We start from the raw sequence: 24,513 nt of genomic DNA on the forward strand, positions 1-24,513 counted from the left end.
CTGGTATCGGGTGAGCCGTCGACGCCAACGGCGCGGGCCGATCGGCTATTCCCCGCGCCCGGAGGCTGTTCCCCGGACATCCTCGCGCGCGTACCCGTGTGGCCACGGCGCACACCACCCAGCAGACTGTGCCCATGACGGAAACGGAATCCATCGCGTACGACGTCGTGGTGCTCGGGGCCGGGCCCGTGGGGGAGAACGTCGCCGACCGCACCCGCGCGGCCGGCCTGTCCACCGCGGTCGTGGAGAACGAGCTGGTCGGCGGCGAGTGTTCGTACTGGGCGTGCATGCCCAGCAAGGCCCTCCTCCGCCCGGTGATCGCCCGCGCCGACGCGCGCCGCCTGCCCGGACTCGCCCAGGCCGTGCAGGGCCCCCTCGACACGGACGCCGTTCTGCGACGGCGCGACTACATGGCGTCCGACTGGAAGGACGACGGCCAGGTCGACTGGCTGAACGGCATCGGCGTGGACCTGTACCGGGGGCACGGGCGCCTCGCCGGTCCCCGCACGGTCGTGGTGGAGGGGGCGGACGGGGACCGGCGGGTGCTCACGGCCCGGCACGCGGTCGCCGTGTGCACCGGCACCCGCGCCGCGCTCCCGGACCTGCCCGGCCTCACGGACGTACGCCCCTGGACCAGCAGGGAGGCGACCAGCGGACGGGCGCCGGGCCGGCTGATCGTCGTCGGCGGAGGTGTCGTCGCCGTGGAGATGGCCACCGCCTGGCAGAACCTGGGCGCACAGGTCACCATGCTGGTGCGTGGCAAAGGGCTGCTGCCGCGCATGGAGCCCTTCGCCGGGGAGCTGATCGCCGAGGGGTTGACCGAGGCGGGCGTCGACCTGCGGACCGGGGTGTCGGTCACCTCGGTGACCCGCGAACAGGCCGCGGACCCCGGCGCCCCGGGCACGTCGGCGCCCCGCGGGAAGGGGACGGTCGTGGCCGTGACCGACGGCGGCGAGCGCGTCGAGGCCGACGAGATCCTTTTCGCCACCGGCCGCGAGCCGAAGACCGACGCCATCGGTCTGGAGACGGTCGGGCTGGAGCCCGGCTCCTGGCTCGGCGTGGACGACAGCATGCGGGTGGAGGGCAGCGACTGGCTGTACGCGGTGGGTGACGTCAACCACCGGGCGCTCCTCACCCACCAGGGCAAGTACCAGGCCAGGATCGCCGGGGCGGCGATCGCGGCGCGGGCGTCGGGCGGCACGGACGAGGAGTCCGCGGCATGGGGCGCCCACGCGGCCACCGCCGACCACGGGGCCGTGCCCCAGGTCGTCTTCACCGACCCGGAGGCCGCGGCCGTCGGCCTCTCCCTCGCGGAGGCGGAACAGGCGGGCCACCGGGTCCGCGCGGTCGACGTCGACTTCGCCTCGGTCGCCGGCGCGGGGCTGTACGCCGACGGTTACCGGGGCCGGGCCCGCATGGTGGTGGACCTGGAGGAGGAGATCCTGCGCGGAGTCACGTTCGTCGGCCCCGGCGTCGGCGAACTGATCCACTCCGCGACGATCGCCGTCGTCGGCGAGGTCCCACTGAGCCGCCTCTGGCACGCGGTGCCGTCCTACCCCACCCTCAGCGAGGTCTGGCTCCGCCTCCTGGAGGCCTACCGAGGCTGAAAGTCGCTCCTATAGGGGGGTGCCGGGGGCACCCCCCTATAGGAGCGCGGGGAACTGCGCGACAAGCCACGAGGCACCGGCAGCCGACCACACGGGGCGCACCCCACCCCCCTCATGGGACGTGAGGCCACCCCTGGGGGCCGAGGCGGGGCGCGGCCCCCTCCGGTGACGTCAGCCAGGTCCGGTGACCTCAGCGAGGCCCGGTGACCTCAGCGAGGTCCGGTGACCTCAGTCAGGGAGAGCGAACCCCAGCACCCCCGCCGCCCGTTCCGGCGTCGGCTGCGCCCACCACCGCGCCACCGCCTCGCTCGTGGAGAGCGACCGCGACTCCGCCCGGTCCAGATACAGCGTGCCGTCCAGGTGGTCCGTCTCGTGCTGCACGATCCGGGCCGGCCACCCCGCGAACTCCTCGTCCAGCACGGCCCCCCGCGCGTCCAGCCCCCGCAGCCGTACGCGCGCGTGCCGCGCGACCACTGCCTGCCAGCCGGGCACGCTCAGGCAGCCCTCGAAGAACGCGGCCCGCTCCTCCCCGACGGCCTCGTACGACGGGTTCACCAGCACCCGGAACGGCTGCGGCACCCGACCGCGCGCCACCCGTACCTCCTCCGGTACCGGCGCCGGATCCTCGATCACCGCGATGCGCAGCGGCACGCCCACCTGCGGCGCCGCGAGGCCGACGCCGGGCGCCGCGTGCATCGTCGCGCGCAGGGCGGCGAGGAAACGATCCAGCAGAGTCGGGTCGAGCTGTCCGTCGAACGGTTCCGCGCCCCGTCGCAGCACGGGATCACCGGCGGCGACGATCGGCAACGGCCCCTCCAGGGCGAGGAGTTCCTCGACGAGGTCGGCGATCGGACGCCCGGTGCTGCGGTCAGTGTCTGAAGCCATCGGACCAGCATGACAGGCCCGACAGTGTGCGCCCGCGCACTGACACGACACCACGCGCGCGCCCCCGGCCCACGCCCCGTCCGCCCCCTCGGCCTCACACCTCACATCAGCCTCACACCTCACATCTCGGCGAAGTCACCGGCCAGGGCGGAGGCGAGCCGCAGATGAGGCCCCGCCTCCTCGTGACGGCCCTGCCGCTCCAGGGTCCGGCCCAGCAGCAGCCGGGCGTACTGCTCCACGGGGTCTCGCTCCACGAGCACCCGCAGCTCCACCTCGGCCCGCCGCAACTGCGCCGAGTGGTAGTAGGCGCGGGCCAGCAGCAGCCGGGGCCCGGTCTGCTCGGGCACCTCCTCGACGAGCCCGCCCAGTACCCGCGCCGCACCGGCGTAGTCCCGCGCGTCGAAGAACATCCGCGCCCGCTCCCAGCGCTCCGCGGCCGTCCCGTGGTCGTAGTACGTCTGCTCCACACCGTCCTCCTTCGACGGCCGCACAACACCGGCACCGGAACGAACATTCCGGTCGGCCGCGGAGCGCACGGGCCCCGCCGGGCATTAGGTTGTGCGCCATGAGCAATCTCGACCGCGAGGCGACGCCCGCGCTCTGCGGCGGCCGTGGATTCGTGGTGGCCGAACCGGTACGCGAACTCCTCAGCCCCCGCCGCGTGCGGCTCGGCGAGTCCACCGAGGTACGCCGTCTGCTGCCCAATCTGGGCCGCCGCATGGTCGGCGCCTGGTGCTTCGTCGACCACTACGGCCCCGACGACATCGCCGACGAGCCCGGCATGCAGGTCCCGCCGCACCCGCACATGGGCCTGCAGACGGTGAGCTGGCTGCACGAGGGCGAGGTGCTGCACCGTGACTCCACGGGCAGCCTGCAGACCGTCCGCCCGCGCGAGCTGGGCCTGATGACCTCCGGCAGGGCCATCAGCCACTCCGAGGAGAGCCCCCGTTCGCACGCCCGCTTCCTGCACGGCGCCCAGCTCTGGGTCGCCCTCCCCGACGCCCACCGCCACACCGATCCACGCTTCGAGTACCACGCGGACCTCCCCGAGGTCACCGCGCCGGGCCTGACGGCCACGCTCATCCTGGGCGAGGTCGACGGCACCCGCTCCCCGGGCACGACGTACACCCCGATCGTCGGCGCCGACCTGACCCTGGCCCACGGCACCGACGTACGCCTGCCGCTGGAACCGGACTTCGAGTACGCGGTCCTGTCCATGTCCGGAGAGGCCCACGTCGACGGCGTCCCGCTGCTCCCCGGCTCGATGCTCTACCTGGGCTGCGGCCGCCGCGACCTCCCCCTGCGCGCCGCCTCCGACGCCGGCCTGATGCTCCTGGGCGGCGAACCCTTCGAGGAGGAACTCGTCATGTGGTGGAACTTCATCGGCAGAAGCCAACAGGACATCACCCAGGCCCGCCAGGACTGGATGACCGGCTCCCGGTTCGGGGAAGTGAAGGGCTACGACGGCGCCCCGCTCCCGGCCCCCGACCTGCCGCCCGTTCCCCTCAAACCCCGAGGCAGGACCCGCTAGGAGGGTCCCGCAGGACTCCCAGCACAACGCGGCCGGGCGAGGCGTGGGCCCCCTCGTCCGGCCCACGAAATCCGCACACGCGAACTGCTTCGAGCCACCCCCGAAGCCCCGCCCTCGAAATGCAGGTTTCGTCAGCTGTGACCATGTCTAGCCGGACTGATGCTGACCCAATGCTGACTTAGGCCGTTTCGTCTGGATCATCTGAGCGTTGGTCCGGGTGTGCCGTTGACTGACGCGCAGTGGGCGCGGATCGAGCCGTTGCTCCCGGATCGGACGCCGAGGCGGGGTGGTCGGTGGCGTGATCATCGTGAGGTGATCGACGCGATCGCCTTCAAGTTCCAGACCGTTACCCAGTGGGTCCACCTGCCGGAAAAGTACGGCAACTGGCGAGGCATCTACAACCAGCTGCGAATGTGGACAGTCGACGGCACTTGGGAGCGAGTGTTCACCGCGCTGGTGGCCCAGGCCGATGCCGACGAAGACATCAACTGGGCTGTCTCGGTGGACTCCACCATCGTGCGCGCTCACCAGCACGTGGCCGGGGCTCGCAAAAAGGGGCCCCGGCCGGCGAACCGGACGATCACGCCATCGGCCGGTCCCGCGGCGGACTGACCACGAAGATCCACCTGGTGGCCGACGGCTGCTGCCGGCCTCTGGTGTTCGTCCTGACCGCAGGACAGGCCGGTGACGCACCTGCCTTCGAGCAGGTCATGGCCCGCCTGCGAGTGCCCCGGCAGCGGGGTCGGCCTCGCACCAACCCGGACGTCGTCCTGGCCGACAAGGCGTACTCCTCGCGTGCCATCCGCAGGCACCTGCGCAAGCGCGGAATCCGTGCGGTCATCCCCGTCCCGGCCGACCAGCAGGCACACCGCCGTCGACGCGGCAGCCGGGGCGGCAGGCCGCCCGCCTTCGACCGCGAGACCTACAAGCACCGCAACACCGTCGAGCGGTGCATCAACCGTCTCAAGCAATGGCGCGGCATCGCTACCCGGTACGAGAAGACAGCCACGATCTACCTGGCCGGACTCCACATCGCAGGCATCTTTCTCTGGTCCGCACGGTGATCCAAACGAAAGTCCCTAGCTGACGATTCGTCAGTTCCGATTCCGGCGATGCACTGCACTCCGCTCACCCCTCCCGTGAAGTGCAACGCCGTTGCGTTTAGCTATCAGGCCCGGCGTCAATGTCTCCGGCCTTGACCATTTTTAAAGTCAAGTGTGTATGCCTGCACGGTGCGCGGATACTGGTCCCGCTGGAAGCCGTACTTGCTGGCTGACTTGCGGTAGCGGGCCTTCAGGCGCTGACGGCGGTGTTCGGGCAGAAGGCCGACCAGCACAGCGCGACCGATGGGCCCGACCAACGACACCGTGCTGTCCCGGACGGCGCGTGGACTGCAGCGGCATGACCTGCAGCATTAGGTCATGCCGAGGGGAGCGCCGCTCTCCACGAGGCGGCCCACACCACGCATCTCGACCACGATGGTCTCCGGATCGGTGGTCTGATGGATGGAGATCCGAGGCCGGGAAGTCGTGCAGGTCGATGTGGTCGGGGTAGTGGCGCATATAGGCGGCGATGGCCTCCTTGCCCTCCAGGCGTCGGGGCCAGCCGTCGGGGGCGAAGGGGAACTCCATGAGGCCGTCCCCGGCCCACAGGGCGACCCACGCGGGAATGTTCTTGTCGAGCAGCATGAGTCGGCGAACCAGCCGTCCATGCGGCCCTCCGCGCGCCGCATTCGCTCTCCTCTTGACCCGCACCGGTTGGACACTCAGCGTCACTGCTGCTGGACTTCCCGTCTATAACGCCGGGTCAGCCATCTTCGCCAAGCACAGATGCCCCATCCGGCGCACGGCTGGAGAGGGCACCGGCAGACAGTGCGGTTCCGGCGTTGCTCCGTTCGAGTGGCGCCAGTTACGACTAGCAACGGCGGGGACGTTCGGTCAGCGGCTGTTGAATGTGCCGAGAGCCGACGCCGTGAGGGGAGCCGTCGCCGTCCAGTTCGACCAGCGCCCGCACCAGCGCCGTCAGCGTCTCGGCGGCGCCGGGCCAGCCGCGCGCCTGCGCGGGATCGGGCGATCTCGGCCAGCGTCCTGTCGAAGTCGAGTCAGCGCCGCGTCTGCGGGCGCGGCGCGTCCAGCAACCCGGCCAACCCTGCCGCCGTCCGCGGCACCGGAAGCTCAGTCATGCAACGAATCTACCCAGCGTGGGCGGCGGGGGCGCCCAGGTCACTGCCGTGCGTGACGTTTTTCCTGGATAGGCCATTGGCCACTTTTGACTGTTGTCGCGAGTCAAGGGCGTGGGTGAGGATGACAACTGATCTTCCGGGCGGCCAAGTCCCGGACAGCCGACGGCGAGCGATCAGTCCGGCCGTTGCCGGTGAGCCACTCCGTTTTTCGCCGGTCCGGCCGAAGCAGCCGATGCAGAGCACGACACCAAGCAAGGGGGAGACCAATGCGTGTTGCAGTCACGGGTGGTGACGGTTTTATCGGCCGCTACGCGGTCGAGTACCTCGCGGAACAGGGCCACCACGCCTTCTCCGTCGACCGCGCGTCCGGGGTCGACATCCTCAAGGACGAGCTGGAGTCGGCGCTCAAGGACGTGGACGGCGTGCTCCACCTGGCCGGCGTGCTCGGCACCGACGAACTGTTCGACATGGTCGAGACGGCCATCGAAGTGAACATCAAGGGCACGTACCGCGTGCTGGAGGCGTGCCGCGCGAACGACGCGCGTTTCGTCGGGATCACCATGCCGCAGGTGTGGAAGAACGTCTACCAGACCACCAAGCAGGCCGCGCAGAACCTCTCCTACGCGTGGCACGCCAACTTCCAGGTCCCGGTAAGCCATGTGCGCGCCTTCAACGCCTTCGGACCCGGCCAGAAACACTACGGCGTCCAGAAAATCCTGCCCACCTTCGCCGTGAAGGCATGGAGCGGTGAGCCCATCCCGGTGTGGGGCAACGGCACGCAGACCGTCGACCTGGTCCACTCCGCCGATCTCGGCCGCATGCTGGCCGAAGCCCTGAACTTCGGTGACTGCGAGGTCTTCGACGGCGGCACCGGGGTCGCCTTCACGGTCAACCAGGTGGCCGAGATGGTGCTCGCGGTGACCGGCTCCAAGGCCGGGATCGAGTACCTGCCAATGCGTAAGGGCGAGACCCAGACCGACCTCGTGGCGAAGGGAGAGGGCTGGGACCGGCTCGGCTGGCACCCGGAGTTCCGCGAGCAGGACCTGGAGCAGACGGTGCTGCACTACCGCCAGTACGCGACCACGTCCTGACCAGACGAGCCGCTGGATCCTGGGAGCCGCCGTCGTGATACACGAGCGCACCGTTCACGCCATCCCGTGGCGCCTGCCCGGCGCCCCCGGGTCGACGTTCGCCGTCGAGGTCACCGTGGCTGGTGACGGCCGACAGCCCGGGTCGGCCTTCGGCCTCGTCTTCGCGCCGGACGATCTGCTGGGCGGCTGGACGGGCCGCCACGGTGGGGCCGCGGTGCGGCTCGCCATGCCCGCCGCGGCCCGCGCTGCGGCCGACGCGGGTACGGTGACCGGGAGTTCGCTGGTGATGTCCGGGCAGGTCGGGATCGAGGGGTCCTGGGAGGAACTGGCCCGCGCGAGCGCGGTGATGGCCGGTCCAGTTTTCCGCGCTTACCTGCGCGGGCTCACCGGGACCGGACCCGCTTCGCTGCCCCCGGCCCCGGCGGAGCGGGGCCTCTCGGTGGTCGCTGTCCTCGGCGGTCCCAACGACGAGCGCGGGGTGCTCAGCACCATGGCGGCGGAGCGGATGCGCGAGGCCGTCGCCCTGGTCCGCCGCGATCCGGCCGCTCGGTTGGTGCTGACCGGCGGATTCGGGGCGCAGTTCAACAACACCGACCAGCCGCACTGGCGGCACTGCGCGGCCTGGCTGGAGACCTCCGGCCTGTGTGCCGTACGGCCACTGGCCCTGCTCGACACCGGTCACACCTACGAGGACGTGCTGATGCTGCGTGAGCTCGCCCGGGAACTCGGCGTCAGGGACCTCACGCTGGTGACCTCGGACTACCACCAGCCGAGGGTGCGCTGCCTGCTGGACCTGGTCCTGCCGCCGGCCGTGGTCCGGGCGGTCGCGCACCCGGAGCTGACGGCGGCGCAGGTCAGCGCTGTCCACGGCCACGAGCTGGTCGCCCTCGGTAAGACGGTGGCCGCCGCCATCCTGTTCGGCCCGGACCGGCTGCTCTCCCCGCTGGTACGGAGCACCGAGCCGGAGGGCGAGCGCTGGCGCCCGGCCGTGAACGGATCGCAGCGGGAGAGGGGGTGACGGCGGTGGCGACGATCGCGCACCCGATCCGCTGCGCCGCTGTGGTCTTCGACCTCGACGGGGTACTGGTGGACTCCCTGAGGCTCATCGAGCGAATCCTGCGGGCGTGGGCGGTCCACCGCGCGGTGGACCCGGACGAAGCCGTCGCGCGCGCTCACGGGATGCGCGACATCGACCTGGTCCGGCTGGTGGCGCCCGGACTGGACGCGGCGGCCGAAGCCCGGTGGATTGCCGAACGGGAGGAGCGGGACTTCGCCGGGCTGCGCCCGGTGCCGGGAGCCCCGGAGCTCCTGACCGCCCTGCCGCCGGCCGCCTGGGCGGTGGCGACCTCGGGCACGCGGCTCGTGGCGTCCGGCCGCCTGCGGGCGGCCGGCCTGCCGCAGCCGGCGCACCTGGTCGCCGCGGAGGACATCACCAGGGGCAAGCCGGATCCGGAGTGCTACCGGCTCGCGGTCGACCTGCTCGGCGTCCCACCTGCGCACTGCCTGGCTGTGGAGGACGCGCCCAACGGTGTCAGGGCCGCCGTCGCGGCCGGCCTTCGGTGCGTTGGAGTCGGACCGGCGGTCGGGGAGGTCGCGCACCTGCTGCACGGCCGGGTCAGGGACCTGCGCGAGGTCGACGTGCTCGGTGTCGGCGACGACGGGATCGTCCTGGCCCTCGCGACCGGCCCTGGGCCGGCCCGGTGATGTGCAGCGGATGGGAGCGGGCGACGCGCCCGGCAGGGCGGGCCGGGATGGCGCAGTCCCTGGCCGCTTGATCGGCGTCTCCCTGTCGAGCACCGGCCCGCTGCTGCCCCTGTTCGAGCGCAGGCTCGGCTCCGGCACCGTGAGCGCCTCGCTGCTGATCACCGCGTACTTCACCGGTTCCCTGGCCGCGATGCTCCTGGTGGCCGCGAGTCGCCGGCCGGGCCGCGCACTGCTGCCCTGGGGGATCGGGCTCTACGCGGCCGGCAGTCTCGGGGTGTTCGCCGCTCACTGGCTGTGGCCCGCCCTTGCAGCGGCCCTGATCGGCGGCTTCGGCTCCGGCACGGTCGTCCTGATCGTCAACAGCGCGTTCGCCCGGCAGCCGTCCGGCGTGGCGCCGACCAACCTGCTGAACGGCTGCTTTGCCGTGGGGACCGTCGCCGGGCCGTTGGTCGCCGAGCCCTCGTTGGCCCTGGGCAGGCCCTACGGCTTCCTGCTCGCCGCCCTCGGCGCCGTCCTGTGCCTACGAGTCAGGGCGGTCGCTGACTGGCCCGCGCCGAACCCGGCGAAGGTCGGGGCAACGAGGACCGCGCCCGGGCAGGTCCTCGGCTTCCTGTTGCTCCATGGCTGCTACGGCGGGATCGCCGAGCACGCTGGGTAGGTGGTCGGCCACGAGGGCTTCGCTTCCAGGGAGTTCGAGAACGACCTGGCCATGCGCGGGATCGAACTGCTGCGGCCGTCGTTCAAGCGGGAGAAGAAGCGCAGGGCGAGCCTCTCCTCAAGTCGGTGCGGCAGCTGATCGAGTCTGTAAAGGACACCCTCAAAGGGCAGATGGACTTTGAACAGCACGGCGGAAGCACCTTCGAGGGCGTTGCCGTCTGCGTCGCTTAGAGAGTTCTCGCGATGGCTCCGCGATCTGGCGAAAGCACAAGACTGGCGCCCCGGTCATGCGGTCGCTTGTCACATTTGATCATTGAACGTATCGGACTTATTCGTCTAGGGCCTGTGTCGGAAGTGCTCTAACGAGCTCGTGCACGGTAAGCGGTGAGACGTCGAGCCTCTGATCGTCGATCATGGCCATGTGGTGGGGAGCGCATCTCGTGCAGCGATCATCAGCGATCGGAGGATCACGGGCCTGTCGGCCAACGTGATCGCTGAACTGGTCGCAGAGCTCGGCCTGTTGTGGCACGAACGGCACCAGGCCGAGCTTGCGTCCCGTCCGCGGAAGCGCGCTGTGGGCGCCGGAGCGAAGCACCGGTTGGTGTTCGTCGACCGGCTTCTGGCCACGCTCGTGCACCTCCGGCATGCCACCACGCACGACGTGCTCGCCTGCTGGTTCGGTGTCGACCGCTTCACCATCACCCGTGCCATCGGGGAGGTTCGACCCTTGCTCGCCGAGCGAGGGTGCACCGTCAGCCAGGGTGTGCGGCTGCGGACCCTGGCTGAGATCATCGACCACCTCGGTGCCGACGGGAAGACCGGGATCATCGACGGCACCGAGATTCGGGTCCGCCGCCCGGCCACCGGACGCAAGGACCGCGACAAGTTCATCTCCGGCAAGAACAAGCAGAACGCGGTCAAGACCATGGTCGTCACGGACGGGGACGGCCGCGTGCTCTTCTGCAGCCCGACCAAGCCCGGCAGCTGCGCAGACATCACCCACGCCCGCCAATTAGGGCTGGTCAGGCTTCTGGCCGACGGACCCGCGGTGGAGATCCTCGCCGACGCCGGCTACCAGGGCCTGGGCGCCCAGACCGGCGGCCGGGTGATCGCGCCACCACACCGTAAGTTCAAGAAGAACGCCCCCGACTGGTACGAGGAGATGTACGAGCGCCAGCGCAAGGCGCACTCATCACGGCGTATCCGTGTCGAGCACGGCATCGCCCATCTCAAGAACTGGCGGGCCCTGGCCCGCCACCTCGGCCGCCGCGAGCACATGAGCGACATCGTCCAAGCCATCGCCGGCTTGCTGTCCCACCAGCAGACAGCGGACCTGAACCTGACACGACAGATGTGACCACGGGCCACACCGGAGTCCGTGACGTCTCACCGCCTACCGTGCACGAGCTCGTAAGGGCTGTCCCGTAATCCCCGGCGGGCGCGCGACGACAGCTACGGCACCTCGCCGCGTTGTCGGGACGTCCGCATACATCCAGTATTCGGACGTCCCTCCGCCTTGCGATACACCGCATCTGACGCCGCGCGCTGATCCACCGGGGATTACGGGACAGCCCTTAGGCTGGCTGACGTGGCTGGGCGGGGGCGGAGTTATCGATATGTCGGACCGGTCGAGCTGAAGGCCGCGGTACGGCCTGGTGACGGCGGGCGCCGTATCGGCTCGGCGGCTGACTTCGACGGCTGGACCATGGAGCAATCGGCGGCCGAGCTGGCCGAACCGTTCACCTTCGTGGTCGGCGTGGACGGTGTGCTTCGGCTGGCGCCGCGCCGGAGCGAGCACGTGGCCTGTGCCGGCGGAGACATGGTCTTGAGCGCTGGTGAGATCAGCTTCATGCGCGAGGCAGACCGGTGGACCGTGAGCGAGGTCAGCAACCAGTCCACCGGCTACTGCCCAGATGTCACCTCCTGGGCGGAAGTCGCCCGCGCCCTGGACGCTGCAGAGCTCCGGCGGCCATCCGGCTTCACCCACGAGGTGGTGTTCCGGCGATGCCTCGACTGTCAGGAGCGCAACATCGTCCGTGAGGACGACTTCGTCTGCGTCTTCTGCGGCAGCGATCTGCCCGCGGCATGGAACGTGGATCCCACCACGTGACAACCCATGGTCACAACCACGCGCTGATGGCCGCAACCAGCACGGTCGCCTCGTAGCGGACGGCGAGCTTGTCGTATCGCGTGGCGACAGCACGGTGTCTCTTGAGACGGTTGATCCCACACTCGACCGCATGGCGCTGGCGGTAGTCGACCGGGTCGAAGCGCGGCGGTCGGCCACCGCGGGAGCCGAGCTTCTGGCGGTTGCGGGCCTGGTCGGCCTTGTCCGGGATGGTGCAGCGGATCCCGCGGCGGCGCAGGTAGGCGCGGTTCCTGCGGGAGGCGTACGCCTTGTCAGCCCGCACCCGATCGGGACGAACGCGTGGCCGACCCGGCCCGAGGCGGGGCACGCGAACCTTCTGCAGCACCGGTTCGAACTGCGGTGAGTCTCCACGCTGTCCTGCCGTCACCACGATCGACAGGGGCTTCTGACCCTGTTCGACGGCCAAGTGCAGTTTGGTGGTGAACCCGCCGCGCGAGCGTCCCAGCCCGTGATCACGAGGCTCGGTGAACACGCCACCCGGCGGTTCCTTCTGCAGATCACCCTGCTTGCGAGCCCCGGCCTCATGCTGGTGGGCGCGGCAGACCGTGGAGTCGACGCTGAGGTCCCACGTGATTGCGCCCTTCGCATCAGCCAGGGACTGGAGGCGGGTGAGGATGCGGTGCCAGGTGCCGTTCCGCTGCCATCGACGGAAGAGGTCGTAGACCCGGTTCCAGGGCCCGTATTCGACAGGGATGTCCCGCCACGGAACACCGGTCCGGACCTGGAACCGGTATGCCGTTGATCAGCTGCCGCCGAGGCCAGGCAGGCGGTCGCCCCGACTTCGTCCCCTTCGGCAACAACGGCCCCAGCACCGCCCACTGCTCGTCCGTGAGATCTCCCCGACCCATGAACCGTGATCATTCACAGTCCCAAAATCCACTTTCGATACACGGCCTAGCGGGGACGGGGACGGGCGCCGGCCGACCACAGGTCCTTCAGCGATTCCTGGAGCGAGTGGGACGGCCGCCAGCCGAGGTGCTTGGCGGCGGCGGAGATGTCGGAGCATTGCCAAGGGACCTGCCCCGACCGGGCTGAACCGGCACCCTGCTCCTCGATCGTGCCGCGGAAGCCGGCGGTGTCCGCGAGTAACCGCACCAGACGGCGCACCGGGACGGCGTCTCCGCCGCCGATGTTGAGCACGTCCGGCAGCGGTCCTGGCACGGTCACTGCCCGTTCGGTGGCGTGCGCCACGTCACGGGCGTCGACGAAGTCCCGGTGCGCAGTCAGGTCGCCGAGCCGCAGCACCGCGTCGGGGCCGGTCCCTGCCTCACGCATCAGCGCGGTGACCCGACCGGGCAGGCCGGCGGCCGGCGCGCCGGACCCCACCGGATTGCCGATCCGCAGCACTACTGCGTCCAGCCCCGAGGCAGTCACCGCGACGGTGCCGGCCAGTTTTGTTGCCCCGTACACGGTCACGGGGCTCGTGGCTGCCGACTCGGTGGTGCGGACCTCCGGGATGCCGGGACCGTACTCGGCGGCCGAACCCAGGTGGACCAGCCGGGTCGAGGGACAGGCCTGGGACAGCGCCGCGCAGAGCACGGCAGGACCGCGGGCGTTGACCTCCACCAGCGTTACCGGGTCGCCGTCGACTGCGCCAGCGCAGTTGACCACGGCGTCAGGCGCCACCATGGCGAGCACCTCGGCCAGATGGTGGGCGGAGTCGGCCGTCAAGTCGACGGGCACCTCGGCGACCGGTGAACGGCCGCCGCCAAGGACCTGCGTGCCAGGCAGCGCGGCGAGCCGCCGGGCGATGTGGGCTCCCAGGTAACCGGTGTGGCCCAGGACGAGGATGCGCATACTCCGGTCAGGTTTCTCTGAGCAGCAGGGCCTTACGGCTGGTGAACTCCGCATTGGCTTGGTCGTAGTCGTCGGGGCGTCCGATGTCCAGCCAGTACCCCTCGAACTCGTACGCATCCGGCGGCTCGCCGGCCTTGAGTAGGTCCAGGACCAATTCGTCCAAGCCCAGGGGGAGTCCGACGGTGTACCCGTCGAGCGTGGCCCGGGACAGTCCGTACACCCCCATGGAGACGCGACAGTTCAGGCTGGGCTTCTCAGCGAAGCCGACTACCTTGCTGTCGGCGGTGGTCAGCACACCGAAGTCGACGTGCACCGTCCGGGCGTAGGTGGCGATGGTCAGTGGAGCTTCAGAGTCCCGGTGCCGAGCGAGGACGTCGGCAAAGTTCAGGTCGGTGAGGATATCGCCGTTCATCACCAGAAAATGCTCCGGCAGCCGCTCCCGCATGCTGACCAGTGGCCCCATGGTGCCCAGCGGGCTCTCCTCGGTGGAGTAGTCGATCTCCAGGCCCCACTGGGAGCCGTCGCCGACGTAGGCGCGGATGATCTCGCCGAGGTGGCCTATCGCGATGGTGCAGTCGGTGAAGCCGAATGTGGCGAGCTGGCGAAGGACGATCTCCAAGATGGCATGTTGGTCGCCGATGGGTACGAGCGGCTTGGGGAGCGCGGTGGTATACGGACGCAGCCGGACTCCCTTGCCACCGGCCAGAATTACTGCGTGCAAGGTCTTCCCCCTCATCGGTGGATGTGCCGGTGCGGTCAGATGTTGTAGATGCCGGTCTTGTAACGGGCGAGGTTGACCGGGTCGCGAAAGAATTCGACGGTGGCCGCGAGCCCCTGCTCCAGGTCGTGCGACGGACTCCAGCCGGTAGCGTTGCGGAGTCGGCTCGAGTCCGCGACCAGCCGTACCACCTCGGAGTTCGTGGGCCGTAGCCGTTGCGCGTCTTCCCGTACGTGCAGCGAGGTGTCCATCACCTTACCGATGAGCGCCACAAGGTCGCCGATGGAGATTTCCCCGCCAGTACCGGCGTTGAACGTCCGCCCCACCACCTGCCCGGCGGGCGCTGTACCGACGGCCAGGAACGCCTGCGCGGTGTCCTTGACGAAGGTGAAGTCCCGGGTGGGCCTGAGGGTTCCCAGTGTGATGGTCCGCTTCCCGGCAGCGACCTGACCGATGACGGTAGGGATCACCGCCCGCATCGACTGCCGGGGACCGAAGGTGTTGAACGGCCGCAACGTCACCACCGGGGTTTCGAAACTGGCGTGGTAGCTGTCGGCCAGACAATCTGCACCCGCCTTCGACGCGGCGTACGGCGACTGGGTGTTGATCGGGTGGACCTCGGTGATCGGCACGATCTGTGCGCTGCCATACGTCTCGCTGGTGGAGGTGTGCACAAGCCGGGGCGTGCCTGCAGCCCGCACTGCCTCCAGCACGTTGAGCGTGCCGGTGACGTTGGTGTCCACGTAACTGTGCGGCGCCCGGTAGGAATAGGGAATCGCGACCAGCGCCGCGAGGTGGTAGACACAGCTAGCGCCCTTGACGAGGTGTCGAACAGAACTGGGGTCCCGGACGTCGCCGAGGACGACCTCCACCTGCTCCAGCACATCAGGGTGTAGTGCCTCCAGCCAGCCGTAGGAGGAGAAGGGGTTGTACTGAGCCATGGCTCTCACCCGGTACCCCGAGGCGACGAGGGCCTCGGTGAGGTGGGAGCCGATGAATCCGTCGGCTCCGGTCACGGCGGCGAGTGGGATGGAAGTCACGCGGAGTCCTTCCAGTGGACGATGACGATACGGAGAGGGCGACCCGCTGGGAGCGGTGTGGGCGCTTCCGTCGCGTTGGTGGGTCCGTAGCTTTGTGACCGGTCGAAAGAACACTTGCGCGCGGCCACGGACATCGTGCTTCCGGTGGAGTCCTACCGACGCGTCGGTCCACCATCCGCTGCGGGTAGGTCGGTGAACCGTCCCAGACGCAAGCCAAGTCGCCGCAGCGTCTCACGCAGGGCAGCGGAGGTGAGCCCGGCGAGCTCTGCCTCCCATTGGTAACCCCATGCGTAGCGGATCCGGTCGCTGGCCGTGGGCTCTCCGGGGTGGAAGTTGACTTCGAAAGCGCGGGCCGGCCCGCGGGCCAAACGCTCGACGAGGCGCTGCGTCCTCGACAGCGTGAGTGAACCGGCCTCGTCGAGCCCGCCGTAACCCTCGGGAAAGTCCAGCCCGGCGGACCGGAGACGGGTCGCCAGCGACCGACTCCAGTGACGGACCACTATGCCTCGTGGGCCGGGCGCGGTACTCGTCGGCACTCGCACCGCAGGGATTCCCCACTTGGTGGCAAGCTCCGCCACAATCCGCCCGATGGGCGGGTAGAGGTGCAGGTGCTGGTGTGTGTCGACGTGCCCGAGCGGCAGCCCGAGGTCCCGGACGAGCCGTTCGAGTTGCGCGCCGAACTCGCGCCGGACATCAGCCATGTCGACGCGTCCTGCCATCGCCGCGGTCGTGAACGACCGCCACCCGGGCTTGAACGCGCCGTGGCCGTCGACCAGTGTGGGAATCTCTCGCGCAGTGAGCAACGGAGGGTCCTCACCGACCACGGCCAGATGCGCGCCGACTCCGAGGCCCGGGCGATCCCTCAGCCCAGCAACGGCACGATCCACTGCGGGACCGACGGCGAGCACCGAGACGCTACTGATCAGCCCGGTGTCGTGAGCGCGGAGGACACCTCGTGAGATGCCATCGCTCAAACCGTAGTCGTCGGCGTTGAGGATGAGTAATCGGGCAGTCACCGGACGGGTCCCCCGTTTCCCTCACCAGCAGGCCGAGCGAACACCCATTGCTGCATCAGCGTAAAACGCAGCAGGGACGCAAGGGCGTCACCAGCGAGCAGCACGCACAACTCCACGGCCCTACTGGCATGCGGGCCGAGGGCGAGCAGACTCGCGCTGACACACAGGAGACTGATGAGGAATGCGACGGCGCCTTTTGCCTGGTGCCGGAACATGTCGTGACGGGTCTGCACCCCGAAAGTGATTCGCCTGTTCGCCGCAGTGTTGAGCACGGTGGCGAGCAGGAGCCCCAGTCCGTTCGCCGGCAGCGCTGGCATCATCGTTCTGAACCCGAGGTAGAGCAGGACGTGCAGGACTCCGGTCACTGCACCGACCGCCGCGAAGCGCAGGAACCGGTGCACTGGCCCGGCGAGTAGTTTCGGGCGCTGCAGATGCGGTGGCAACGGTCTGATCAGCGACCCGCGCATTCTACGGCCGGCCACGCGAACGACACCGCGCAGCATGTCCCAGACCGTGCGTCTGATGTCGACCGAGGTCTCGGGGTCGTCGAGGCAGTCGACCGGGACCTCGTGTATGCGCATCCCCTGGCGCTGCGCCACACAGAGCAGTTCCGTGTCGAAGAACCACTTGTCGTCGTGGACCGTCGGCAGAAGAGCCTGCACTACCTCTCGCCGCCCCGCTTTGAAGCCGCATTGGGCGTCGGAGAAGTTTACTCCGAGTACGATGCGCAGGATCAGGTTGTAGGTGCGCGAGAGTACGGAGCGCAGCAGAGACCTTCGCACGCTTGCACCCCGGGCGTGCCGGGTGCCGATCGCCAGGTCACTGTGGCCCGAGGCCAGCGGTGCGACGAGGGGCAGGAACCCATTGAGGTCGATCGACAGATCCGCATCCATGTAGCTGACCACGTCGGCCCTGCTCTCGGCCCACACGTGCCGCAACGCCAGACCGCGTCCACGTCCGTCGAGACTGACGAATTCCACTTCGGGGAACCGTCGGGCCAGGGCCGCACCGACATCGCGAGTCGAGTCGACGCTGCCGCTTTCTGCGATGGTGATGAGGAATGGGTAGGGGAAGTTCTGGACGAGGTAGTCGTGCAGGCGGTGGATACTTGAGGGAAGCATCTTCGCTTCATTGCGCACCGGTATGACAATCTCGGTCAGGGGCGCCTGCGTCGCCTTGGCCGGTTCCTTGGCAGTCGTAGTCATGGACGCTGCCTCTCGATGGCCGCGCGGTGAATGCGCGGGTCTATGGCATTCGGGTCTGAGCATCGGCCGAGTGGACCGCGCACCGTGGCTCTGCCGGGCGCCGGCCCGCCGTGACGGGAACACGAGGAGGGCATCCGGCCGGTAGCAGGAGCCGTGGTGCCCGTTCGGACGGCGGTGAGGCGGCGGACGCGGGTGCCGCTGCGACGGACGGCAGCGCAGTGAGTGTTCGCATGCGCTGTCCGAAGGTTCTGCGGGTTCTGTCACGGACTGAGCGCCCTCCGCGACCGAAAACCAGGAGGTACCCCGGACGAGGCGGTGGTGCGTATGCCAGATTGCCAGTGTCGCTTCGGCTTCTGGACGTGCGTGTTCCGCGAATGTGAGGGTCATTGGGTCACCTCCATCTGCGTCTGGCCTGCTACCGGAAGGGTTCCGGTGCTACGCCCTCATGGGCTTGAGGAGCTTTCCTGAGCTGGGACGAGAAGCGACAGAGCGGCCGGAAGCCTGGAAGGATGGGGCACGTGCAGTGAGTTCATGCCGAACCGGCGGGCAGCTTCGACGTTTTCGGGGTTGTCGTCGACGAACGTGGCCTCATCGGGGAAACAGCCACAGGCTGTGAGCAGCTGGTGGAAGTACTCGGATCGGGGTTTCTCTGTCCCGATGTGCCACGACGAGCCGATGACGTCGAACAGTTCGAAGTGGCGGTAGCGCGCGTTTTTCAGTTTGTCCCAATGCTCGGCCTCGTTGTTTGCCAACGCGAGCACCAGGCCGGTATCACCGGTCCGCAGATGTCGCAGGGCGATGAACGCCGTGTCGTACGCGCGGACGCTGTCCATGTAGAGGCTGTCAGTCCATTCCGGCTCCACAGAGCCGATGTCGGCGCCCGCCGCGTTGAGGCAGTCGGCCAGAACCGCGTGTACGTGACGGGCCCCGGTCTCGTACGCACGGTCGTGTAGGTCGAGCTGACGCCGCACCTCCTGGGGGTCGGCTCCATGTTGTCGGGCCAGGCGCGGCAGGAAATCGGTTTCCTCAGTGACGTTGTTGAACAATATGCCCCCGGCGTCCACGAGTAGTGCCCTGATCACACTCGCTCCAGGTGTTCTCGCAGCCAGACGGTGTTCTCTTCCAGACCGGATTCCAAGGAGTACTGAGGTGCCCAGCCAGTTGCTCGGCGCAACTTCGTGGCGTCCGCTCGCAGCATGTCGACCTCGCCAGGCCGCGCGGGCGCCATCCGTATCTCACTCTTCGACGCAGTCATGCGCAGGATGAGATGCGCGAGGCTGAGGATGTCGTGATCGGTTCCGGTGCCGATGTTGTAAGCGTCGCCAACGGGTGCGAGTTCGGCCAGCCGCAGGAACGCGTCCACAGTGTCCTGCACATAAGTCAGGTCGCGGGTCTGTGAGCCCGTTCCGTTGACGAGCAACGGTTCCCCGCGTAGAGCTTTGACGAGAAAGATCGGCACGACGTCATAGACGTGTCGGGGACCATAGCAGTTGAACGGCCGCACGATGGTCAGTGGAACGTCGAAGGTGTTTCGGTACGACCAGGAGATTCTGTCGCACGCCACCTTCGAGGCGGCGTAGGGAGTCGCCGGTCTCAGCGGGTATTTTTCGGTGATTGCGGTGTCGTGTGAGCCGTAGATCTCGCTCGAACTGGTGAGGAGGACGTGTCGCGGTCCGGCCAGCCGTGCGGCCTCCAGAACGTTCACTGTGGAAGAGATGTTGGTTTGGATGACCGAGGTGGGCTGCGTCAGTGAGGCCGGCACATATGCGTCGGCGGCAAGGTGGAACCATGTGTCGGCCTGGACAGCGCCCAGGGTGGCGACGGCTGAAGGGGCGGCCAGGTCGGTCTGGATCAGAGACTGCAGACTGGCGACTGCCTGCGGTGACAGGTTGTGGAAGCGCCGCGTCACCTGGGAGCGGGAGGTTCGCCGCACCACGGCCTGTACGCACGCGCCGCGTGACAGCAGTTCATCGACTAGGTGGGACCCGATGAAGCCGTCGGCTCCGGTGACGAGGACGGTACGGTCTCGCCAGTTCATGCGGCTCCTCTGGTTCGGTCGATGCTGGGAGCGCGGGTGGTCTCGGAGTTGAGTCGTTCAAAAGTTTCACGCAACGCGGATCCGAGGAACGCCGTCTCCTCCTCAGAGATGTTGAGCGGCGGGGCCACGATGACGCCCTCACCGCCGCCGTCCGGCTGGAACCCGTTGAAGGGGTACAGGAGGAGTCCCTGCTCCCGGGAAAGGGCCAGCGCCCTGCGCTGGGTACCGGGTGTCAGTTCGACCCCCAGGAAATAGCCGCAGCCACGGGTGTCGGCGACGACGGCCAGGTCCTGGGTGGCTTTACCAACAGCGTCAGTGACCACGGCACCGCGGACCCTCTCACGGTCCAGTGCACCGATGTCTTCCAGGACCGAGAGGGTGGCCATCCCGACGGTGGCCTGCAACGGTGTGGCTGACATGGTGCCCATCAAGGGGACTGGAATGTCGGCGGACAGCAAGTCCTCCGCCGCCTCCGGTGACATCAGCACAGCCGAGATCGGCAGATAGCCGGCGCCCAGTCCCTTGGCGAGTACTGTGAAGTCCGCGTCGGAACCAGGACTGTGGTGGGCGGCCAGCGGCAAGCCCGTACGACCGAGGCCGGTGAGTACTTCGTCGTGGATCAGCAGTACTCCGTGTGCGGTACAGATGTCGCGCACCGCCCGCAGGTAGCCGTCGGGGGGCCGGTATCCGCCGCCGGTGGTGCCGTTGACGGGTTCGACGAGCACTGCGGCAACACTGTCGGCTCCCGCCTCCTCTATGGCCGCATCGACCTCGGTGGCGCAACCGGAGTCGCATATGTCGAGGGGGCAATTGCGGTGGTGGCCCGGATAGGGCGGGTCGAAGGCCGGGCCGAGTCCGAGACCGTCGTCGGGGTGGGGCCGGCGACGTCGGTGGCCGGACAGGGCCAGGGCTAGGGCGCTGTTGCCGTGGTAGCTCAAGGACGCGGTGAGCACCTTGTGCCGATGTGCTTCCCCTCTCGCCCGCTGGACAGAGCGCGCGAGAGCAATGGCCATTTCCACAGCCGCAGTTCCGGTACACGCGAAGGTCACCCGGTCCTCGGGGCGGCCCACAGCCTTTGTGACCGCTTGTGCGAACCTCTCCTGCAGCCGCGGAGTCAGTGAGCCGGGGGAAGCGAAGGCTCCCTTCCTCGCCTGCTCGGTGAGTGCCTGCAAGACGGCCGGGTGAGCATGCCCCACGTTCACACAGATCAGTCCGCTGGAAGCGTCCATGAAGCGCTGGCCGTCCGGGCTGTAGACCCAGCACCCTTCGGCGTGGTCGAAGGGCAGGGATGTCACTGGCTGCCGGGCAGCCAGCAGTCGAGAGGACGGTGTCACGTGTTTCCTCCCGTTCATACCAGCGCGAACCAGGGCAGCCAGTACCTGCTGTCCGTGTGGAGTCGGAGGGCCTGGACCGCGAACAGAGAGGCCCAGCAGTTGAGATGCAGTTCGCCCGCCTGCGGTCGGTAGCAGACGGCAGCCGTGTCTCCTGACTGGTGAACCGACTTGAGTAAAGTGGTCACCGCCTCCTCCAGGCCGGGGGCTGGGAGCCGGTGCAGTGCGACGAGCCGTAGAGCCTGGGCCAGTACGTCGGACTGCGGCACGGGACGATCCGCCGCACGCCCCTGGAGGGGGACGAACCCGGGGAAGCCGCCTCCAGCTAGGCGCTGTCGCCACACCCACTCGGTGGCGCGGCGCGAGAGGTCCAGAGAAGCCGGGTCTTCGGAATGCGTGCCCCACACCCACAGTCCTTCGGCGGCGTAGCACAACGCGTGCAGACTGATTTGGTCACCGCTACGGCAACCGCCTGTTAGGGCGTCGAGAGGATCACCCTGCTGGTCGATCGCGTCGTGCACCATGCGTTCGGCGAGATCGGCCGCCGGCTTGAGACCGGAGGAGGCGGCCGAGAGCAGCGCCTGTACGCACTTCAGCAGATGCGCGTGTCCCTGGACGGACCAGGACTCCCCGAGCGGCACGTCAGCCGTACCGGGTACCACACAGGGCAGCTCACCGTGGCGTCGCTCCGCCGCGACCAGCGCCTCGGCGTTGCGGAGTCCGGCGGCGACCGCCCGGTCGTCGCCGGCGGCAAGCCCATGGCGGATCAGCCCATGCGCCGTCATGGCCACATCGAACGTGTAGACGGCCCGGCCGGTCTTCTCGGGACGGGCCGAAAGATCACCAGCCTCGCTACGGGAAACGAGCCAGGCACAACCGGCCGCTGCCCGTGCGGTATCGGCGTCGTCCAGCGGCCACAGCGACGACAGAAATCCCAGTGTGTACCCGGTGATCTCCGGATAGGGCGGCGACAGCTCACCGCTGCCCAGCCGCCGCCATCCGCAGTACGCTCCCGACGAGCTCTGTGTGCCCCCTCGACATATCCACCGTGAAATTGCTTCGGCGGTGTCGAGTACACCCGGTGAGAGAAACGAGACACCGTTCTGCTCTCGCGTCTCCCGGCGCGACTGCTGGCGCACGCCGGGTACGGGGGCGGTCATCGACCGACCTCGCCCGAGACCAGGTCGGCGTAGGCACGCGCGTGTCCCTCGACCATCGCCTGCGAAGAGAAGCGTTGACGGACTCGCCGGTGGGCTTCGTCGACGAGAGCCGACACATCGGTGTCGAGAACCCTGCGCATGGCCTGAGACAGCGCAGAGACGTCGCCGGGCGGGTACAGCAGGCCGGTGTGATCGTGGTGAATCACCTCGTCGTGACCCTCGACATCGGTCGTGATCACGGGGCGTCGGCTCGCCATGGCCTCGTTCAGTGCTATGCCCCAGCCTTCGTGGGAGGAGGGAAGCACCACAGCGTCCGAGGCACAGTACAGGGCGGGCATCTCCTGCCAGCTCGTGTCCTCGACCCAGTGCACGTGGTCATCCACTCCGAGTTTCGCGGCGAGGGTCCGCAGTCCCTGGACGTATTCGGTGTTGGTCCTGCCCGAGGGAGCGGTGAGTACCAGGCGTGCGCGCGGGTGGGTTCGCCGTACATCGGCGAGCGCGCTGATCGCGTCCTCGATGCGCTTGCGTGGCACCGGGCGTGCGGCGACGAGGAACAACGGATCGTCTTCGAATCCGTGGGTGCTTCGCCACTGAGTGCGGGTGACCGGGTCGTCGTGGAAGACCGACAAGTCCGTCCCGAACTCCACGACTCGGGCCGGTTCGGTGAAGCCCGCCTCCCGGAGCCACCGCAAGTAGGCCTCGGAACCGCACAGGTGCAGATCGGGGTGGAGACTGGCGACAAGTCCTCGCTGAAGGGCGCGTTCCAATTCCCAGTTGTTCCACATGTCGAACACGCGGACCCCTGGCACGAAGGTCTCGAAGAGAGAGACAGCCAATTTCGCGGTGACGGTGGGCCGCAGCCAGGCGACCATCAGCGCCGGTATGTAGTTGAAGACATGAATCACGTCGGCGTTGGTGCCCTTGATCTCGGCGTGCAGCGACTCCATCGCGTCTTTGCAGTCGAGCTTCTGGCAGGCCGCGACGAGCCCGGTGGTTTCCCGCACGGTCACCTTGCCGGACCGGTACCTGTCCCGCTCGGAGCCGGGCGGCACGGCCTCGGTGAGTACGGTCACCTCATGTCCGTGCTCCACCAGCCCCTCGGCGAGCTGCTGGACGTGCGTCTCGCCCCCTCCGACGATCGGAGGGTACTTCTCGGCTATCAGAAGGATCCTCACTTCATCTCCTCAAGGGCTGCGGTGAGTGCGTCGGTGGCGAGCGGGATGTCGACTCCGGGTGGGCACCCAAGCAGCACGGTGTCGCGTGCCAGGTCACGCGCTCGGCGATAGGGCTCGTGCACCAGGTAGGGCGTCCGGTCGAAACACGGCTGGTCGGGCAGTGACGCGCCCAAGAACCCGCGGGCCTCCACGCCGTGTGCGGCCAGTACGGTCACCACCCGGGCGAGGTCATGACCCGCGGGGATTCGGCACACAACGGCGAACGGTGAGGCGTCGGGATGGTCGGGGCGGCCGACGACGCGCCACCCCTCGAATCCCTCCACGACCTTGCGTATGGCATATGCGGCCGCTCGGCGTTCAGCGGCCATTCCCACGTGCCGGGTGAGCTGTACGAGCCCGAAGGAGGCCTGCAGGTCGGTCAGTTTGGCGTTGTACCCGTTGCGCAGGTGCACATAGCGTTCTTCGGACGCGATGGCCCTGCGCTCCACCGGGTAGGCGAACCGATTGCCCTCGTACTGCAGGTCGCGCCCGAATGCCCGCAGGCTCCGCAACAGGCCGGCAAGGACCGGGCTGTCGCAACCCACCATGCCGCCCTCTCCCGTGGTCAGGTGATGGCCGGCGTAGAAGCTGAAAGTGGCGGCATCACCGACGCGCCCCACCGGTACACCCTGGTGTGCGGCCCCCAGCGACTCGCAGCAGTCTTCGAGCAGCGCGATGCCCAGTCGTCGGCAGAGGCTGCTGAGGGCATGCATGTCCAGAGCTTGGCCGAGAGTATGGGGAAGGAGCATGGCGCGTGCTTCGAAGCGGACAGCCGCTTCCTCCACGAGACGCAGGTCGACGTTGACTCCATCATGTTCGACGTCGGTGAAAACTGGCACGAGGCCCAGCTGGACGACCGGTGTGACGGCGCTGATGAATGTGGCGCCGCTGACCACCACTTTGTCTCCGGGAAGCAGTCCATCACGCTCGACCACGGCTGCCAGGGCCACGAGGTTGGCCATGCTGCCCGAACTGACCGCCACGGCGTGACGGAATCCGAACTCGTCTGCGAATGCTTTTTCGAACTCGCGGACTATACGTCCCGTGGCCAGATCACCGGACTCGATCGCGGCGGTCACCGCCGCGATCTCCTCGGGGCCGTAGCGGGGCTGCCCGAAAGGAAGTGACCAGGTGTTCGTACTGGTGGAAATGGCCTGCATACAGGGGCCTCCAGGCAGGTGAGGAGGA

The 24,513-nt window shown here is 68.6% G+C and carries 23 protein-coding genes and 2 pseudogenes; 10 read left to right on the top strand and 15 right to left on the bottom strand.

Annotation, left to right across the window (positions count from 1 at the left end; genetic code table 11):
• Window positions 1-134 precede the first annotated feature (134 nt).
• The gene (locus tag QFZ64_RS31345) at window positions 135-1,607 is read left to right on the top strand and encodes an NAD(P)/FAD-dependent oxidoreductase (RefSeq protein ID WP_307070850.1); all 1,473 of its coding nucleotides are present in this window, start codon (window positions 135-137) and stop codon (window positions 1,605-1,607) included.
• A gap of 228 nt (window positions 1,608-1,835) precedes the next feature.
• Here the strand turns inward: QFZ64_RS31345 and QFZ64_RS31350 are convergent, their stop codons facing one another.
• Together QFZ64_RS31350 and QFZ64_RS31355 are read right to left on the bottom strand one after the other, a co-directional pair.
• Window positions 1,836-2,492: a peptide deformylase gene (locus tag QFZ64_RS31350; protein ID WP_307070851.1), complete on the bottom strand. Its 657-nt coding sequence runs from the start codon at window positions 2,490-2,492 to the stop codon at window positions 1,836-1,838.
• 119 nt (window positions 2,493-2,611) lie between these two features.
• A complete protein-coding gene (locus tag QFZ64_RS31355) occupies window positions 2,612-2,959 on the bottom strand; it encodes a M48 family metallopeptidase (RefSeq protein WP_307070852.1) in 348 nt (115 codons plus the stop codon).
• 98 nt (window positions 2,960-3,057) lie between these two features.
• On the opposite strand from QFZ64_RS31355, the gene QFZ64_RS31360 reads away from it, so the two are divergent.
• Together QFZ64_RS31360 and QFZ64_RS31365 are read left to right on the top strand one after the other, a co-directional pair.
• Window positions 3,058-4,023, top strand: a complete 966-nt coding sequence (locus tag QFZ64_RS31360) for a pirin family protein (RefSeq protein WP_307070853.1) — start codon at window positions 3,058-3,060, stop codon at window positions 4,021-4,023.
• A gap of 219 nt (window positions 4,024-4,242) precedes the next feature.
• Window positions 4,243-5,087: pseudogene (locus QFZ64_RS31365) on the top strand (IS5 family transposase).
• Between the two features lie 353 nt (window positions 5,088-5,440).
• Here the strand turns inward: QFZ64_RS31365 and QFZ64_RS31370 are convergent.
• Window positions 5,441-5,711, bottom strand: a pseudogene (locus QFZ64_RS31370) (nuclear transport factor 2 family protein); the annotation flags it as partial.
• 760 nt (window positions 5,712-6,471) lie between these two features.
• Between QFZ64_RS31370 and QFZ64_RS31375 the strand changes: the two are divergent.
• The 7 genes from QFZ64_RS31375 (at window position 6,472) to QFZ64_RS31405 (ending at window position 11,767) form a co-directional block, all read left to right on the top strand.
• Window positions 6,472-7,296, top strand: coding sequence for an NAD(P)-dependent oxidoreductase (locus QFZ64_RS31375; RefSeq protein ID WP_307070854.1), 825 nt, complete (start codon window positions 6,472-6,474; stop codon window positions 7,294-7,296).
• A 34-nt stretch (window positions 7,297-7,330) separates the two neighbouring features.
• Window positions 7,331-8,314, top strand: coding sequence for a YdcF family protein (locus tag QFZ64_RS31380; protein WP_307070855.1), 984 nt, complete (start codon window positions 7,331-7,333; stop codon window positions 8,312-8,314).
• A 5-nt stretch (window positions 8,315-8,319) separates the two neighbouring features.
• Entirely contained in the window at window positions 8,320-9,000 is a 681-nt protein-coding gene (locus QFZ64_RS31385) for an HAD-IA family hydrolase (protein WP_307070856.1), read from the top strand.
• Window positions 9,001-9,067: 67 nt separating this feature from the next.
• Complete coding sequence (locus QFZ64_RS31390; protein ID WP_307070857.1) at window positions 9,068-9,658, top strand: hypothetical protein; 591 nt, start codon at window positions 9,068-9,070, stop codon at window positions 9,656-9,658.
• Window positions 9,659-9,796, top strand: coding sequence for a hypothetical protein (locus QFZ64_RS31395; RefSeq protein ID WP_307070858.1), 138 nt, complete (start codon window positions 9,659-9,661; stop codon window positions 9,794-9,796).
• A gap of 282 nt (window positions 9,797-10,078) precedes the next feature.
• The gene (locus QFZ64_RS31400; protein WP_307070859.1) at window positions 10,079-11,014 is read left to right on the top strand and encodes a transposase family protein; all 936 of its coding nucleotides are present in this window, start codon (window positions 10,079-10,081) and stop codon (window positions 11,012-11,014) included.
• Between the two features lie 231 nt (window positions 11,015-11,245).
• On the top strand, window positions 11,246-11,767 hold the full coding sequence (locus QFZ64_RS31405) for a hypothetical protein (RefSeq protein ID WP_307070860.1): 522 nt from the start codon (window positions 11,246-11,248) through the stop codon (window positions 11,765-11,767).
• A 10-nt stretch (window positions 11,768-11,777) separates the two neighbouring features.
• Here QFZ64_RS31405 and QFZ64_RS31410 read toward each other — a convergent pair.
• The 12 genes from QFZ64_RS31410 to QFZ64_RS31465 form a co-directional block, all read right to left on the bottom strand.
• Window positions 11,778-12,654 (bottom strand): IS5 family transposase gene (locus tag QFZ64_RS31410; RefSeq protein WP_373430694.1). Its coding sequence is split into 2 segments (ribosomal slippage): window positions 11,778-12,533 and window positions 12,535-12,654, totalling 876 coding nucleotides; the frame shifts between segments, so codons are not numbered across the junction.
• Between the two features lie 46 nt (window positions 12,655-12,700).
• Complete coding sequence (locus QFZ64_RS31415) at window positions 12,701-13,603, bottom strand: NAD(P)-dependent oxidoreductase (protein ID WP_307070862.1); 903 nt, start codon at window positions 13,601-13,603, stop codon at window positions 12,701-12,703.
• A gap of 7 nt (window positions 13,604-13,610) precedes the next feature.
• Window positions 13,611-14,324, bottom strand: coding sequence for a sugar phosphate nucleotidyltransferase (locus QFZ64_RS31420; protein WP_307070863.1), 714 nt, complete (start codon window positions 14,322-14,324; stop codon window positions 13,611-13,613).
• 35 nt (window positions 14,325-14,359) lie between these two features.
• Window positions 14,360-15,361 carry an SDR family NAD(P)-dependent oxidoreductase gene (locus QFZ64_RS31425; protein ID WP_307070864.1) on the bottom strand — a complete coding sequence of 334 codons (1,002 nt, stop codon included), beginning with the start codon at window positions 15,359-15,361 and terminating at the stop codon, window positions 14,360-14,362.
• A gap of 152 nt (window positions 15,362-15,513) precedes the next feature.
• On the bottom strand, window positions 15,514-16,377 hold the full coding sequence (locus QFZ64_RS31430) for a ChbG/HpnK family deacetylase (protein ID WP_307070865.1): 864 nt from the start codon (window positions 16,375-16,377) through the stop codon (window positions 15,514-15,516).
• On the bottom strand, window positions 16,374-17,582 hold the full coding sequence (locus QFZ64_RS31435) for a bifunctional glycosyltransferase family 2/GtrA family protein (RefSeq protein WP_307070866.1): 1,209 nt from the start codon (window positions 17,580-17,582) through the stop codon (window positions 16,374-16,376). The genes QFZ64_RS31430 and QFZ64_RS31435 overlap by 4 nt, the downstream gene beginning before the upstream one ends.
• 443 nt (window positions 17,583-18,025) lie before the next feature.
• A complete protein-coding gene (locus QFZ64_RS31440; RefSeq protein ID WP_373430695.1) occupies window positions 18,026-18,664 on the bottom strand; it encodes an HAD family hydrolase in 639 nt (212 codons plus the stop codon).
• Window positions 18,661-19,620: an NAD(P)-dependent oxidoreductase gene (locus QFZ64_RS31445; protein WP_307070868.1), complete on the bottom strand. Its 960-nt coding sequence runs from the start codon at window positions 19,618-19,620 to the stop codon at window positions 18,661-18,663. The genes QFZ64_RS31440 and QFZ64_RS31445 overlap by 4 nt, the downstream gene beginning before the upstream one ends.
• Window positions 19,617-20,954, bottom strand: a complete 1,338-nt coding sequence (locus tag QFZ64_RS31450) for an aspartate aminotransferase family protein (protein ID WP_307070869.1) — start codon at window positions 20,952-20,954, stop codon at window positions 19,617-19,619. The genes QFZ64_RS31445 and QFZ64_RS31450 overlap by 4 nt, the downstream gene beginning before the upstream one ends.
• Window positions 20,955-20,968: 14 nt before the next feature.
• Window positions 20,969-21,736, bottom strand: coding sequence for a hypothetical protein (locus QFZ64_RS31455; protein ID WP_307070870.1), 768 nt, complete (start codon window positions 21,734-21,736; stop codon window positions 20,969-20,971).
• Window positions 21,737-22,107: 371 nt separating this feature from the next.
• Window positions 22,108-23,286: a glycosyltransferase family 4 protein gene (locus tag QFZ64_RS31460; protein ID WP_307070871.1), complete on the bottom strand. Its 1,179-nt coding sequence runs from the start codon at window positions 23,284-23,286 to the stop codon at window positions 22,108-22,110.
• Complete coding sequence (locus QFZ64_RS31465; protein ID WP_307070872.1) at window positions 23,283-24,485, bottom strand: DegT/DnrJ/EryC1/StrS aminotransferase family protein; 1,203 nt, start codon at window positions 24,483-24,485, stop codon at window positions 23,283-23,285. Before QFZ64_RS31465 ends, QFZ64_RS31460 begins: the two co-directional genes overlap by 4 nt.
• Window positions 24,486-24,513 lie beyond the last annotated feature (28 nt).

Source organism: Streptomyces sp. B3I8, from assembly GCF_030816915.1.
In the GTDB taxonomy this organism is placed as follows: Bacteria; Actinomycetota; Actinomycetes; order Streptomycetales; family Streptomycetaceae; genus Streptomyces.